Source organism: Paenibacillus protaetiae (assembly GCF_004135365.1).
GTDB lineage: Bacteria > Bacillota > Bacilli > Paenibacillales > Paenibacillaceae > Paenibacillus_AP > Paenibacillus_AP protaetiae.
In genome coordinates, this window is record NZ_CP035492.1 from 3,398,498 (window position 1) to 3,413,333 (window position 14,836).

General features: G+C 53.7%; 14 protein-coding genes, 1 tRNA gene and 1 pseudogene. 11 read left to right on the plus strand and 5 right to left on the minus strand.

Going from position 1 to position 14,836, the window contains the following annotated elements; all coding sequences use genetic code 11:
- Positions 1-357: 357 nt before the first annotated feature.
- From ET464_RS15725 to aguB, 3 genes and pseudogenes are all read left to right on the plus strand, one after another.
- Positions 358-1,326, plus strand: coding sequence for a quinone oxidoreductase family protein (locus tag ET464_RS15725; RefSeq protein ID WP_129442476.1), 969 nt, complete (start codon positions 358-360; stop codon positions 1,324-1,326).
- A 170-nt stretch (positions 1,327-1,496) separates the two neighbouring features.
- Complete coding sequence (locus ET464_RS15730; RefSeq protein WP_129442479.1) at positions 1,497-2,519, plus strand: agmatine deiminase family protein; 1,023 nt, start codon at positions 1,497-1,499, stop codon at positions 2,517-2,519.
- A 27-nt stretch (positions 2,520-2,546) separates the two neighbouring features.
- Positions 2,547-3,427, plus strand: a pseudogene (gene aguB, locus ET464_RS15735) (N-carbamoylputrescine amidase).
- Positions 3,428-3,804: 377 nt separating this feature from the next.
- Here the strand turns inward: aguB and pepT are convergent.
- Positions 3,805-5,037 (minus strand): peptidase T, encoded by a 1,233-nt coding sequence (pepT, locus tag ET464_RS15740; protein ID WP_129442482.1) that lies wholly within the window; start codon positions 5,035-5,037, stop codon positions 3,805-3,807.
- Between the two features lie 123 nt (positions 5,038-5,160).
- Between pepT and ET464_RS15745 the strand changes: the two genes are divergently transcribed.
- The gene (locus ET464_RS15745; RefSeq protein ID WP_129442485.1) at positions 5,161-5,445 is read left to right on the plus strand and encodes an alpha/beta-type small acid-soluble spore protein; all 285 of its coding nucleotides are present in this window, start codon (positions 5,161-5,163) and stop codon (positions 5,443-5,445) included.
- Positions 5,446-5,565: 120 nt separating this feature from the next.
- Here ET464_RS15745 and ET464_RS15750 read toward each other — a convergent pair whose 3' ends face one another.
- Positions 5,566-6,585, minus strand: a complete 1,020-nt coding sequence (locus ET464_RS15750) for a DNA-3-methyladenine glycosylase family protein (protein ID WP_425271732.1) — start codon at positions 6,583-6,585, stop codon at positions 5,566-5,568.
- 138 nt (positions 6,586-6,723) lie between these two features.
- Between ET464_RS15750 and ET464_RS15755 the strand changes: the two genes are divergently transcribed.
- From ET464_RS15755 to ET464_RS15770, 4 genes are read left to right on the plus strand one after another with little or no spacing between them, the layout of a single operon-like run.
- Entirely contained in the window at positions 6,724-7,302 is a 579-nt protein-coding gene (locus ET464_RS15755) for a bifunctional transcriptional activator/DNA repair enzyme AdaA (protein WP_129442488.1), read from the plus strand.
- Complete coding sequence (locus tag ET464_RS15760; protein WP_129442490.1) at positions 7,289-7,810, plus strand: methylated-DNA--[protein]-cysteine S-methyltransferase; 522 nt, start codon at positions 7,289-7,291, stop codon at positions 7,808-7,810. Before ET464_RS15755 ends, ET464_RS15760 begins: the two co-directional genes overlap by 14 nt.
- Positions 7,811-7,844: 34 nt before the next feature.
- Entirely contained in the window at positions 7,845-8,504 is a 660-nt protein-coding gene (locus tag ET464_RS15765) for an RNA polymerase sigma factor (protein WP_244226567.1), read from the plus strand.
- A complete protein-coding gene (locus tag ET464_RS15770) occupies positions 8,491-9,195 on the plus strand; it encodes a hypothetical protein (protein WP_129442493.1) in 705 nt (234 codons plus the stop codon). The genes ET464_RS15765 and ET464_RS15770 overlap by 14 nt, the downstream gene beginning before the upstream one ends.
- 73 nt (positions 9,196-9,268) lie before the next feature.
- On the opposite strand, the gene ET464_RS15775 is transcribed toward ET464_RS15770, so the two are convergent.
- Both ET464_RS15775 and ET464_RS15780 read right to left on the minus strand, forming a co-directional pair.
- Complete coding sequence (locus ET464_RS15775) at positions 9,269-10,633, minus strand: MATE family efflux transporter (RefSeq protein ID WP_129442496.1); 1,365 nt, start codon at positions 10,631-10,633, stop codon at positions 9,269-9,271.
- Between the two features lie 95 nt (positions 10,634-10,728).
- Positions 10,729-11,334 (minus strand): TetR/AcrR family transcriptional regulator, encoded by a 606-nt coding sequence (locus ET464_RS15780; protein WP_129442498.1) that lies wholly within the window; start codon positions 11,332-11,334, stop codon positions 10,729-10,731.
- Positions 11,335-11,632: 298 nt separating this feature from the next.
- Between ET464_RS15780 and ET464_RS15785 the strand changes: the two genes are divergently transcribed.
- Positions 11,633-12,343, plus strand: a complete 711-nt coding sequence (locus ET464_RS15785; RefSeq protein WP_244226776.1) for an SDR family oxidoreductase — start codon at positions 11,633-11,635, stop codon at positions 12,341-12,343.
- Positions 12,344-12,481: 138 nt separating this feature from the next.
- A tRNA-Lys gene (locus tag ET464_RS15790) sits at positions 12,482-12,554 on the plus strand.
- 49 nt (positions 12,555-12,603) lie between these two features.
- On the opposite strand, the gene ET464_RS15795 is transcribed toward ET464_RS15790, so the two are convergent.
- The gene (locus ET464_RS15795) at positions 12,604-13,503 is read right to left on the minus strand and encodes a LysR family transcriptional regulator (RefSeq protein WP_129442503.1); all 900 of its coding nucleotides are present in this window, start codon (positions 13,501-13,503) and stop codon (positions 12,604-12,606) included.
- A 132-nt stretch (positions 13,504-13,635) separates the two neighbouring features.
- Here ET464_RS15795 and ET464_RS15800 point away from each other — a divergent pair, with 132 nt between their 5' ends.
- Complete coding sequence (locus ET464_RS15800; RefSeq protein ID WP_129442506.1) at positions 13,636-14,706, plus strand: branched-chain amino acid aminotransferase; 1,071 nt, start codon at positions 13,636-13,638, stop codon at positions 14,704-14,706.
- Positions 14,707-14,836 lie beyond the last annotated feature (130 nt).

The window sequence follows — 14,836 nt, forward strand, 5'->3', positions numbered from 1 at the left end:
GGGAAGGGCGGAAAGAGAATGAGCAGGCTGCCGGCATACACAGGAAGTTGCGCCGGAAGCCGATTCGGGCGTAAGTTGTGTCCCGCAAACAATAAGCGGTCGCTGCAAGGAAGCGATCCGGTTATTTGTATGCCTGTCAGTGATTCGACAAAAAAGTTGATTATATGCAAAAAACAATTAAGAAAATCGCGTACGCAGCAGGTATTTGTCGGCTTATGTTGATTTTATGAAAGCTGCTATTTTATGCGGATAATAAGAAAGGTTTGAAGCATTGGTTTAAGAGCGGCAGCAGATTTTCAGGAAGGTTGAAATCCATTAAAAGTATACCGAATAAAGGAAGAGAGGGCGTGTGCTTATATGAAAGCTTTAGTGTTTAACAACTTTGGAGGTCCGGACGTTCTTCATATAGAGGAGCTGCCGGACCCGCAGCCGGGGCTTGGGGAAGTGACGGTTCGCATAAAGGCGGCAGGCCTTAATTTTGCAGATGTATACCGCAGACAGGGGCGGTACCATTTGGCCGGAAATGCGCCCTATATATTAGGATATGAAGGAGCGGGCATTGTCGAGCGGGTTGGTCCGGGCGTCCATGGCATCCGGGAGGGAGACCGCGTGGCCTTTGCGGATGTCCCGTTCGCGAATGCGGAACTGGCAATTGTTGCTGCGGAACGGGTTATTCCGCTGCCCGAGGATATCGTGTTTGAGCAGGCTGCTGCCTTGCTTTTGCAAGGGCTGACTGCTCATTATTTGGTCAATGACAGCTATCCGGTCAGGCAGGGCAGCGATGTGCTAGTTCATGCTGCGGCAGGCGGGGTTGGCCAACTGCTTGTCCAGCTTGCCAAGCACAAAGGCGCACGCGTGCTTGGCATGACATCCAGCGAGGCCAAGCGGGAAGCGGCGCTGCAAGCCGGCGCCGACAAGGTGCTGCTGTACGATGCGGACTGGGTGCGCGAAGCGGCGGAATGGTCGAAGGAAGGCGGCGGGGTAGACGTTGCGTACGATTCTGTCGGATCAACGCTGATGGACAGCTTTGCAGCGGTCCGGCTGAGAGGGGCGGTTGTATTTTACGGCATGTCCGGCGGCGACCCTGCGCCGGTAGATCCGCGCATGCTGATGGATACGTCCAAAACGCTGACCGGCGGCGATTTGTGGAATCACGTCACCACGCGTGAAGAGCGCATCCGCCGCTCGAACGAGCTGTTTGCGTTATTGCGGGAGGGGCGCCTTCGCCTTGGCGAAGTGCGTACGTTTGCGCTTCATGAAGGGGCTGAAGCGCACCGGCTGCTGGAAAGTCGCAAACATGCAGGCAAAATCGTGCTGCTGCCATAAGGACGGCACCTCCAAAAGGGGCCGTCGGCACCGGCCGCGCAGCAGCTTTTCCGTCCTTCCCGAAAGGCTGTAATCCCGCCATTGAGGCGGGGGCTGATTTGTTATATGATGAAAGCTGCATGAAAAGGGCAGTTTTATTTATGACTATTTCAAACTAAGTGAGGGAAATCATGTATCCTAGAGACTTATCTTATACAATGCCGCCGGAATGGGCGAAGCATTCGCGTTCGCTTATTTCGTGGCCGGTACAAGCTTCGATGGTTTACCCGGACAATTATGAAACGGTATGCCGCGGCTACGAAGCGACTATTCGCGCGATGGCTGAATTCGAGCCGGTAGCGGTTGTCGCGAATGCGGCCGACCGGGAGCATGTGTCGGCGCTGTTTGCGGACAACAACCGAATCGAAGTGCTGGCGATTGAGCATAACGATGCATGGCTGCGCGACAACGGTCCGACCTTTGTTGTGAACAGCGAGGGCGATGTCGCCGGCATCAATTGGAAGTTTAACGCCTGGGGCGGCAAATATTCGCCATGGGATTTGGACGATGCGGTAGCCCCGCAAATATTGGCCCACTACGGCAAACGCCAATTTGACGCACCGCTTGTAATGGAAGGCGGTTCGCTCCATGTCGATGGCGAAGGCACGCTGCTGACAACCGAGGAATGCCTGCTCAATCCGAACCGCAATCCGGATTTGACCCGCGAGCAAATTGAAGAGCTGTTGAAGCAATACCTTCATATAGATAAAGTGATTTGGCTGAACCTGGGCTTAAGCGGCGATGAAACGGACGGCCATGTCGATAATGTCGCCTGTTTTGCGGCGCCGGGCAAGGTCATTATGCAGGTATGCAGCGACCCGTCTGACGACAACTATGCGATTACGCAGGAGAACTTGCGCCGGTTAAGCGAAGCGACCGATGCGAAAGGGCGCAAAATCGAAGTGATAGCGATCGAGCAGCCGCCGTACCGCAGCTATGAAGGCAGCCGCTTGACGCTCAGCTATTTGAACTTTTATTTCGTAAACGGCGGGATCATCCTGCCGGTATTCGGCGGCGATGCGGAGGAGACCGACCGCAAGGCGGTTCAGGCGCTGCAGCAGGCGTTCCCGGACCGCCAAATCCGTACGGTAGACGGAATGGCGGTTATTCCGGAGGGCGGCAACGTCCACTGCACGACCCAGCAAATGCCTTAATCGGAATAGGTTAAAGGAGGACTTACAGTGAGACTTGTTAAAGTGGCGGCTACGCAAATGAGCTGCTCGTGGAATATCGAAGACAACATCCGCAAAGCGGACCGGCTCGTTCGCCAGGCGGCGGCGGACGGCGCGCAAATTATTTTGCTGCAGGAGCTGTTTGAAACGCCTTATTTTTGCCAGAAAGAAAAAGCCGACTATTATCAGTACGCAACGGAGCTTGCCGATAATAAAGCGGTCAATCATTTCAAACAGCTGGCCAAAGAGCTGAAGGTCGTATTGCCGATCAGCTTTTATGAGAAAAAAAATTACGCCCGCTACAATTCGCTGGCTGTCATTGACGCCGACGGCGAGGTGTTGGGCTTGTACCGGAAAAGCCATATTCCCGACGGCCCAGGCTATGAAGAGAAGTTTTATTTCAATCCCGGCGATACCGGCTTCCAGGTGTGGAACACGCGTTACGGCAAAATCGGCGTAGGCGTATGCTGGGACCAGTGGTACCCGGAAGCGGCGCGCGCCATGGCGCTGATGGGCGCAGAGCTGCTGTTTTATCCGACGGCGATCGGCTCGGAGCCGCAGGACAGCAGCATTGATTCGAAAGATCATTGGCAGGCGTGCATGCTTGGGCATGCAGGCTGTAACCTGATCCCGGTCATTGCCTCTAACCGGATTGGCTCGGAATCGGACGATGAGCTGAGCATCGGCTTCTACGGCTCGTCCTTTATTGCCGGTCCGCAAGGCAACAAAATCGTCGAAGCTAGCCGCACGGACGAGCAAGTCATTGTGGCGGAATTTGACCTGGACCTGCTGGAAAACCAGCGGCTTGAATGGGGATCTTCCGCGACCGCCGCCCGGACCTGTACGACATTATCGGCACGTATGACGGTTCAACCCGCTTTAAGAAGTAGACGGCTGGCAGGGGGCTGCGGCGCGCCTCGATTTGCGGCGAGTACCTCAGTCTGCGACGAGTACCTTAGTCTGTGACGAGCGCCTCAGTGAGCAACGAGCACCTTAGTCTGCGACGAGCGCCTCAAATGTATTTTTACAGGTAATTTCGGTTGTTTTCGTGTGAATAATGTTTTTAAATGCAAAAATGCAGTTGTTTTTTTCGGAATTAAGCCAAAATGGCCTTTTTCAGAAGAAACAACTGCATTTTTGCATTTGTTGGCTTGAAATGAGAGGGTTCGCGAGAAATAACCTGCATTTTTGCAGTTGTTGCTTTTGCGCCGGAGCCGCCGCGCAAGCTCGGCAATGCCCCGCGCCAGAGCCGCCGCCGGCGTTGCCGTTAAGCCTGCTCCTCGAATAAGCGGGCAATCTCAATAATGGTGCGGACGGCTTTCTCCATATTGTCTACCGACACATATTCAAATTTGCCGTGGTAGTTTTCGCCGCCGGTAAAAATATTCGGCGTAGGCAAGCCCATATACGAAAGCTGGGAGCCGTCTGTACCGCCGCGGATCGGCTCGATGACCGGCTCGATGCCGAGGTTCCGCATCGCGGTTTCGGCGATAGCTACAACCTGTTTTACCGGCTCGATTTTGTCGCGCATGTTGTAATATTGGTCATGCATATCCAGGATGATCCGCTCTTCGCCGTAGACGGCTTTCAGTTCCTCTACGATTTGCACCATTTTATGCTTGCGGTGTTCGAACGCTTCCCGGTCGAAATCGCGGATAATGTAATACATTTTGGTCAGCTCAACGTCGCCGTTCACGGACAACAGATGATAGAATCCGTCGAAGCCTTCGGTATATTCCGGCGCCTCTTCTTGAGGGAGGCGGGCATTCAGCGCCATGGCGATTTTGGCGGAGTTGACCATCTTGCCTTTGGCGGTGCCGGGGTGCACGTTAGTTCCTTTAATGGTAATTTTCGCCGCAGCGGCGTTAAAGCTTTCATATTGCAGCTCGCCAAGCGGTCCGCCGTCCATTGTGTAGGCAAACTCGGCGCCAAACGCCTCCACGTCGAATTTATGCGGTCCGCGGCCGATTTCTTCATCCGGCGTAAACGCAACGCGGATTTTGCCGTGTTTCACTTCCGGATGTTTGATCAAATAGTCCATGGCGGTCATAATTTCCGCAATGCCGGCTTTATCGTCCGCACCGAGCAGCGTCGTGCCGTCGGTCGTAATGAGCGTATGCCCTTTGTAGTTCGCCAGCTCGGGAAAAGCCTGCTTGGATAACACGACGGAAAGCTTCTCGTTCAGCACAAGATCCCCGCCGTCATACGACTCTACAATTTGCGGGTTTACGCCTTTGCCGGTAAAGTCGGTTGCCGTATCCAGATGAGCCAAAAAGCCGATCACCGGCACGGTTTTGTCCGTGTTGGACGGAAGCGTGGCCATAACGTAGCCGTTGCTGTCCATCGTTACTTCGGTCATGCCGATGCGGTTCAGCTCATCAACCAGCATGCGCGCAAGCGCCAGCTGGCCGGGAGTGGAAGGGCAAGTATCGCTTTCTTCGTTGGATTGCGTGTCCACCCGCGCATATGCGGTAAATCGTTCAATGATTTCATTCTTCATATGAGCCTTAACTCCCTTTCTTTTCCATAATTCGTTGTACTGATATCTTAACATAATTGAACCGTTCAAGGGAAAAATGAGAACGTAACCGCACGGAGATCACAGAAGAAAGGGGTGGCTGCCATGAGCAGAAGAAGCAACAGGAGGCTGCTGGTGCCTGAAGCCCGGCAAGGCCTTAACCAGTTTAAAGCCGATGTAATGCGCCATGAAGGGTATGCAGTGGACGCTTCGCGGCCGGATGATGTGAAATACGAAGTAGCTTCCTCGCTGGGCATTCCGCTGGAACCCGGCGATAACGGCGGGTTGTCGACGGAATCGGCGGGGCGGATAGGCGGCAAAATCGGCGGAACGATGGTCCGCGAAATGATCCGGCTGGCGCAGGAGCAAATTAACAAACGCGAGCTTTGACGGCTGCGGATTGCGGGCGGACAGAGGCGAAAGACGCCGGGCTGTCCGCTTTTTTATTGATTTGGGCCGGAAGCGCGCAAGCGCTGATGCGGTAAACAACTGCACCAGAAGAAGCAGGCATTAATAAAGGCGGCGCCACAAATAAAAGGCGGCGTAAGCTTCCCAGCCTGACCAGCCGGATGCCAGCTTCGAAATGAGTGCTTTGTCCGGTTTGGCCGCTAAACCAAGCGCATCCTTAAGCGCATTATGCAAACCTGCGTCGTCGATCGGAAAAGCGTCCGGACGCCTCAGGCACCGCATCATGACATAATGGGCGGTCCATGGTCCGATTCCGCGTATGCCGGTCAGCTTGCGGGCGATTGCTTGCGTATCGCCGTATTCGAGCAGCATCGCTTTGGAAAGTTCCCCGTCTGCCATAAGCCGGGCAACGCCAATCAAATACTCCGACTTGCGCGTCGTCAATTGCAGCGGCGTCAAATCACCGACCGTCAAGGACGCGATCGTTTCCGGCTCCGGGAACAGCCATAAACGCCCCGCATCGCTTTTTACGCTGCTTCCAAACGTCTCAACCAGCCTTTTTTTTAATGTATACGCAAACGGGAGATTGATTTGCTGCCCGATAATCCCCCAGCATAAGGCTTCAAATAAATCCGGAATGCCCATTATACGCAGCCCGTAGTAACGCTGGACGAGCGGGCGGAGCAGCGGGTCCTGTTCCGCCATGGCATAAAAGGGCAGCAGATCGCGGTCCAGATCCAGCCAGTCCCGGACATAAGCGGCCAGCCCGGCTTGAAGCTGCGCGCGGGGGATGCTCTGCTGCGGGCCGACGGCCGGAGCTGCTTTTGCAGCAGGGCAGTCCGCTATCGCGGACTGCAGACGGATGTGCAGTTTTGTGCCGCCGCCGGGCTTGCGGTCCGATAATGCGTTTCCGCTTTCGCCGGAGCGGAGCGAGAAGACGGCGGGAGTGCTGCTGCCCGGCAGCATGGCTGCTTTATGGATGGCGCCGCCTTGTATATGATAAAGGCATTCATTGGGCGAACGGAGCAAGTAGTCCAAATTGACATTGAAATCAAACGGAACGGGAGCTTCCAGCTCCATCTCGTTCTCCGGATGAGGATAGCTGGAGAGCGGCAATCGCATACACCTCGTTTATTGGTCGTTTTTCTTTTAGTTGTACCATATCCGGCGGCTGTCCGCTTTTGTAATCTTGCGCTTTCATTGCGGGTTCTACCGGATGGCAGCCCGTTTAGGGTATAGTGTTGATGGAGGTGACCGGCTATGCTGCCGACCATGGCGCTTAACGAGGAAATGTGGCGGGCGATCGTCAACAATGATGCCAGCTATAACGGCCGTTTCTATTACGCTGTCCGGACAACGGGCATTTTTTGCCGCCCGTCATGCGGCTCCAGGCAGCCCAACCGGAGCCATGTAGAGCTGTTTGCAACGGCCGGCCAAGCGCTGGCCGCCGGATACCGGCCCTGCAAAAGATGCGGTCCCGCCGATCAGCGGCAGCCCGATGAAGAATGGGCTCAGCAGGCGGCAGGCTGGCTGGATGCGCATTATATGGAGCCGGTGACGCTTGAGGTGCTGTCTGCGGCGCTCCATCGCAGCATTTATCATTTGCAGCGTACATTCAAACGAATAATCGGGATGACTCCCGCTGAATATTTGACCCGCCTCCGTATTGAACAAGCAAAGCAGCTGCTGACGGACAGCAGCTTGCCTGTCGCGGATGTCGGGCAGGCTGTCGGCTTGCCGAATCCGGCGCATTTTTCTGCGTTGTTCCAGAGAAGAACCGGCATGCCGCCAACCGAATACCGGCGTGAACGAAAGGAGCAGGACCATGAAACAAAATAAACCGGAACAGATCGTATGGGGATGGTTTGAGCATGGCGATTGGACGATGGTGGTAGCCGCAACCGGCAAAGGAATCTGTTATGTCGGCTCGCCTGGAGCGGGCTTGAGAGAGCTTGAGGCATGGGCGGCCAAACGGATGCCGGAGGGGATGCTGGTGCATGATGAGGAGCGGTTAAAGGAAGCGAAAGCGCAGCTGCGGCGCTACCTGCAAGGTGAAAGCGCGGAGTGGGAGTGCGCCATGGATTTGCGGGGAACGGCGTTCCAGCTTGAAGTGTGGCGCGCGCTGCAAGAGGTCGGCGCGGGAACAACGGAAACCTATTCGGCCTTGGCCGGCAAGCTCGGCCGGCCGTCTGCCGTCCGCGCCGTGGCGTCTGCCATCGGCGCTAATCCCGTCTTGATCGCGGTGCCGTGCCACCGGATCATCGGCAAAGACGGCACGCTTACCGGCTACCGCGGCGGGCTGCCGATGAAGGAGCGCCTGCTCCGGCTCGAAGCCGGCAGGCGCTGAGCGGTATGCCGCACCGTCGCATGCGGAAGCCAGCTTGCTTATCGCATTTTGGCACAGACCCGTCTTGATTGTATGTAATCTATCGGCACATTCGAAGGCATCCGGACGGGTGCCTTTTTTCTGCGCGGATTCATATAGCCCCATAAGGGGCAAAAAAATAGAAGGGGCAAGGATATTTTTTGTTCTGCGATCGTGTTTATATAGACGAGGTGAACGCATGGATGACATTTATAAACGGAATGTAGAAAATATTTACCGCATTTGTTTCATGTATTTGAAAAATCCGGCCGATGCGGAGGATGCCGTTCAATCCACTTTTTTGAAGCTGTTGAAATCCGATATAGCCTTTGCTGACACCGAGCACGAGAAAGCGTGGCTGATTGTAACAGCCAGAAATCACTGCAAAGATGTGCTGAAAAGCTGGTGGAGAACGCGGAAAGCGGAGCTGCCGAACTTGCCTGAAGCCGGTATGGACGACAGCTTTGGCCATTCAGGAGAAGTGCTTGAGCGGCTGCTTTCCTTGCCTGACAAATATAAAATTGTACTTTATCTTTATTATTTTGAAGAGTATTCAGTCAAGGAAATAGCGGGCATGCTCAAGCGCAAGGAGAGCACCATTCAAACTCAGCTGGCGAAAGGACGCAAGCTTATGAAGGTAAGCTTAGGAGGTTATTATGGCAATGAATCATATTAATCGGCTTTTTGAGATTATGGTCCCGGACGAGGCTCAGAAAGAAAAAATGCGGCTGGCCATTGAGCAGCAGAGCCGTCAAGTAAGCCAGCCGGCCCGAAAGCTAAACGGACAACCCCTCTATCGCAAAATACTGGTCTCACTGTCTGTCATTGCGCTGGCGCTTGTCATCTCGGCAACGGCTTATGCTGCCGTATCCGGCAGCATTGAAAAGATGTACGACAGCCTGTTTCACGGCAAAGGACAAACCGTTACGTTTGCAAACGGCGATACTTTGCATTACGTGGTAGAAGAGAACGGCAGTACGGCGGGGATGGGCGGCGACGGCGACGGGCCTTGGCTTGTCAAGAAATCTTGGGGACGCCTGATGTTAAGCGTCAACGGGCACCGAATCAATATTAAGAACGCCCTGCAGGAAAAAGGCTATTATTTATACCGTTACCGGGACGATGCCGGCATTCTGCATCACTTGTATATCGTGAAAAATGCGGGAGGCGTCAAAGATTATGCAGAGCGTTGGTACTCCCAATTGGAATGGCTGCCCGAGCTGGGGATGGCAGGAGGCTGGAGAGGGCTCAGCGGGCCGTTATCCGATGCCATCGTATGGTCTGAAATTGATGCGGAGGGCGGCAAAGATTTGGATGCTGCGCTCCAAGAACGCTTAGCGAAATATTGGAAAGAGTACGGGAATTAAATATAGAACAAGCCGCCTTCAGTGAAGGCGGCTTGTTCGCGCAGCGGCTATGCCCGCCGCGACCCCGCAGTTGCTACGCGCGCTGCAGCTCCCTGCGCGCCTTGCGCTGCACGGCGGCAAGCCGCATGGCAAAACCGGCCGCCGCGCCGGTCAGCCCGGCGATAATGCCGACCCAGAAGCCGTATGCGCCAAGTGAAGTCCATGCTGCAAACGCATAGCCCGCCGGCAGGCCGACGCCCCAATACGCAGCAAGGGCAATCATGAACGGCACTGCCGTATCCTTGTATCCCCGCAGCACGCCCTGGAGTGAAGCTTGCGCCGCATCCGACAGCTGATAGAAAACGCCGAACACTAGAAAATGCATCATCAATGAAATGACTTTAGGATCATTCGAATAAAGCATCGCTACCTGCTCGCGGAACAAATAAAGAAAAACGGCGGTTATGCCAAGCAGGCCGATTGCCGTGCTTACGCCAAAACGGCTGTACGCCCTAGCGCCTTCAAGCCGGCCGGAGCCGACCTCGAACGCAACCAGAATGGTGAGTGTAGAAGCGATACTGAGCGGCATCATAAACAGCATCGACGTGAAATTGATGGCCGATTGATGCGCGGCTACCGTAGAAGTATCGTACATCGAACCCATCAGCAGCGTTACGATCGAGAAGATGCTTGCTTCAAAAAAAATCGACAAGCCCATCGGCACGCCAATGGACAGCTGCTCCTTCCACATCCGCCAGGAAGGTGTATACCATTGGATGAACAGCTTGTAGCCCCGCGTCGCTTCTACGCGGAAGACGACCCCGACGCTCAGCAGCAATATAAACCAGTAGGTGAGGCCGGTCGCATAACCTGCGCCGACGCCCCCCATCTTCGGAAAACCCCAGTTGCCGAATATAAGCAAATAATTAAGCAGTACATTAAATGGAACGGCTATGACAGTGATCGACATTGATATTTTCGTATAACCCTGCGCGTCAAAAAAATACCGGATGACATTGGACGCAAACAGCGGAATAATGCCGATGCATAACCCGCCGAGGTAACGTGTGGCGACGCGGTATACATCCGCTTCCAGGTGCATCATGGACAATACCGGCTGCAGCAGCACAACGCCAACACCGGTGATCACAACGGCCAGCAGCACGGACAAATACAGAGCCTGCGTAACTGTGCGGGCAATTTGCCCTTTCTCCTTGCGGCCCAGCAGCTGCGCGATCATTGGCGTAATGGCCATCAGAATGCCGTTAAGCCCGATGGATACAGGCATCCATAAGCTTGCCCCGATCGCTACGCCGGCCAGATCGCCGGTCCCGGCATGCCCGGACATCATTGTATCGAACATCGTCATCAGACTGTAGCTGATTTGGGTAATGAGAATTGGCAGCAAAATTGTAAAAAACAAAGAAATGCGCTGTTTCCAGCTTGTCGCGTGATACATGATTTCCCCCATCTGTTATACTGCATCAAACATAAGCTTCTATTATACAGCAAGCCGGAGGAAAAAAGGCATCGTTTTTGAAATATAGGCGGCAGTCAGCCGGAATGCTTCACGATCATTTTGCTTGGCCGCATGTTCAGGAATAAGACCAGCTGCTCCGCCATATAGGACGGAGGGTGCTGGAAGCCTTCCTGAATCCAGTGGAAGGCAAGCCCCAATAAAGCGTTGTATTGATACACATAATACAGTTCTTCATTTAATCGTTCCGGCACCGAAGCTTGTCCGGGCGTTAAATCATGGTTGGCGGTCTCCCGCATTGTCCGGTACACTTTTTCGCGGAAGCCGGGAAGCACCCGCTGGTCCATCATCAGCTTGTACAGCGAAGCATGGGCGTAAATATGATCGAACAAAGCAACTGCCGAAGCCGAAAGCGTGCTTAGCTCGAACGAATCGACATGCTTGTAAGGCTTGCGGAACGCGATCACCAAATCTTTCAGCAGGTCGTTCATAATATCGTCCAGCAGCGCTTCTTTATGTTCGTAATGCGCATAGAAGGTGCCGCGGTTAAAATCGGCGCGCTGCACAATTTCTGTTGTTGTAATGGAGGAGAACGGCTTCTGCTCCATCAGTTCCAGCAGGGCGGCTTTTAAGCCCTGCTTGCTCCGGGAAACCCGGCGGTCCGGTTTTTTGTCGGCTGGCATATCCAATTCCCCTTTATTTTTTCTTTTTTTTCGAACAGATTGAAACTGTTTGTATATTAACGTACAGCATTGTAAAAGTTGATGATTGTACGCCGGATACCGATTCGTTATACTTGGGCTGTACAAGCGTACGTTATCCGACGATTGTACGAAATGTCTATTTATTGCGATATTTTGCCGTCTCAAGGCAACTATCACACGATAAGATTGTAAACGATGTGGCAATGCCATACCAAGAGGAGGAATTGCGGTGAAACTCGAAGGAAAAGTTGCAGTCGTAACCGGTGCAGGCTCCGGCATGGGCAGAGAAATCGCTTTGCTGTTTGCAAAAGAAGGTGCGAAGGTGGTCGTCTCCGATCTGAACGAACAGTCGGCGCAGCAAACGGCAGCCCAAATCGAAGCGGAGCAAGGCGTTTCGACCGTTGTTGTATCTAACGTGGCCGTGGAAGAAGACGTACAAAAGATGATCGACACGGCTGTCGGCACTTATGGAACGCTTGATATTCTTGTCAATAATGCAGGGGTTATGGACGGCATGGTGCCGGCCCATGAGCTGACAGACGCATTATGGGAACGGGTTATTGCGGTAAATACGACCGGCCCGATGCGGGCGATTCGCAAGGCGCTTCCGATCTTTATGGAGCAAAATCACGGCGTTATCGTAAACGTCGCTTCGGTTGGCGGTTTGTTCGGTTCCCGCGCAGGCGCGGCTTATACCGCATCCAAACATGCGGTTGTCGGCCTGACCAAAAACGTCGGCTACCAATACGCGCAGCTTGGCATCCGCTGCAACGCCATTGCGCCGGGCGGCGTCAACACCAATATTGGCGTAGGCAGCAGCGCGCCTAACGAATTCGGCATCAGCAAAGCAATGCCGGGCATGGCGGTTAATCCTCGCGTAGGCGAGCCTTCCGAGATCGCCAAAGTTGCCTTGTTCCTGGCATCGGATGAATCCAGTTTTGTGAACGGTACCGTCATTACGGCGGATGCCGGCTGGACCGCTTACTAACAAATGGCAGACGCCGGGAAATCCGCAGTATTAGGAATTATAAGCCGGATTTTCCCGGTGTTTTACATGGATAATCGCCTCTTTTGGATCGAAGGACTTGTTCGGGCTTTCGAAAAGTAGTATACTTACGAATGTTGAAGGTCCTTAGCTCAGCTGGCAGAGCAGGTGACTCTTAATCATCAGGTCGCGGGTTCGATCCCCGCAGGGCCTATCCTTCACAAGACCAAAGCAGCATGGCGTTTCCCGCCATGCTGCTTTTTTTATGTCTGCAATGTACGGAACATCTCGATAAAATGCCGGGCGCTGCGCGACAGGTAGCGGTTCTGCAGCCAGATGATGCCGACCTCGGACTGAAAATCGGCATCGGATATTTCCAGCATTGCAATGGCATCCAGAGGGAAAGATTCCATGACGGACTTAGGAAATACGGTTGCGCCGATGCCTTGCGCCACAAGCGCAATAATGACGGCAACACTGGTGCATTCGCAAATAATGGTTGGCGTATACCCGTGCTCGCGGAACTCTTTGACGACCCGCTCATGCATGCCTCTTGTCCGGTCGGTCGTCAGCGACAAAAACGGGAATGACGACAGCTCGCCCATCGTGATGGAGGATTGCTCCGCGCCGGATTTCCATTCGCTTGGAATGACGGCGACGTAAGGATCGGAAGGCAGGCGCAGCTCCTCATAACATTGCCCTTCGGAAGCAGCCTCGAACGGCAGCCGGGCGACAATCAGTTCGATGCTGCGCTTCTCCAGCTGCTCGCCTAGCAGAAAATGGTCGCCTTCGGCAATTTTGAACGTAAGCTGGGGATACTGCTGACGGAATGTTTTGATATGGGGCGGGAGCAGGGAGATGCAGGAGACGACAGAACCGATCGCCAGCTCGCCGGTAATGCCTTCGTCCATTTCTTTTACCGCCTTGACCGTCTCGCTCAGTTCGTGAAGCAGATTTTCCGCGCGCTCGCGCAGCAGCTCGCCGGCATGCGTTAATCGAAGGCGTTTGCCGTTGCGGTCAAACAGCGTCACCTTCAGCTCCTCTTCGATAAGCCGAAGCTGGCGGCTGAGCGGCGGCTGCTCCATATTCAATTTTTTGGCTGCGCGCGTAATTTGGCCTTGCTCGGCAATTTCCAAAAAATAACGAAGCTGGCGAATATCCATGGGCAGCCCTCCTTTATACAATAAAGGTATGATAATTGTATAAAACCGATATTTTAAATATGATAGCTCTTATGTTACGATTTATATACAAATAAGTCTATCGCGACAAGCGCGTGAGGAGATGACCCGTTAATGTCTTTTGAAATCACCAAGGAACTGACGAAAAACCCTAAAACAAAACCGGACTCCAGCAATCTTGTATTCGGCAAACATTTTACAGACCATATGTTCATTATGGATTATGAGACGGGCAAAGGCTGGCACAGTCCTCGCATCGTGCCTTATCAGCCGATTTTGCTTGACCCTGCCGCTAAAGTGTTCCATTACGGGCAAACGATCTTTGAAGGCCTGAAAGCGTTCAGAAAAGCCGACGGCACCGTAGTGACGTTCCGTCCAAACAAAAACTTCGAGCGTCTGAACCGTTCCAACGAACGGCTGAGCATTCCGGCCATCGACGAGAAGCTCGCGCTTGAAGCGCTCCGCGAGCTGCTTCTGATTGATCAGGACTGGGTTCCTTCGGAGGAAGGGACATCGCTGTACATTCGCCCGTTTGTTATTGCAACGGAGTCTGCGCTTGGCGTAAACCCTTCGGAAAAATATATGTTTATGATCATCATGTCGCCGGTAGGCTCGTATTACGCGGAAGGCATTAATCCGGTCAAAATTTTCGTGGAATCGAAATACGTCCGTGCGGTAAGAGGCGGCGTCGGCAATGCGAAAACAGCCGGCAACTATGCAGCCAGCCTGAAAGCGCAGGAAGAAGCGCATGAGCAGGGCTACTCGCAAGTGCTGTGGCTGGACGGCGTTCATCTGAAATATATTGAGGAAGTCGGCAGCATGAACATCTTCTTCCGCATCGACGGCAAAGTCGTTACGCCTGCCCTGAACGGCAGCATTCTGGATGGCATTACGCGCAACTCCATCATTCAGCTGCTGAAGCATTGGGGCTGGACGGTTGAAGAACGCCAAATTTCGATTGATGAGCTGGTTGAAGCGCAAAAAAGCGACAAGCTGGAAGAAATATTCGGCACCGGCACGGCAGCAGTTATTTCGCCGGTTGGCGAAATTTCGTACGCAGGCGAGAAATTTACGATCCGCGATGGAAGCACAGGTGAGCTTTCCGCGAAGCTGTACGATACTTTGACCGGCATTCAGCGCGGCGCGCTGGAAGATCCGTTCGGCTGGGTTGTTGAAATCAAATAACGTGATGCTGTTCCGCGGCTCTGCAAGAATTTCCTTCTTGCAGAGCTTTTTTGTTTAATCATCGGGTTTCTTGCAGGCGCGCGCAAGTGCAGCGGCAGGTATCAATTCCCGCAGCGGCTTTATGATAAGA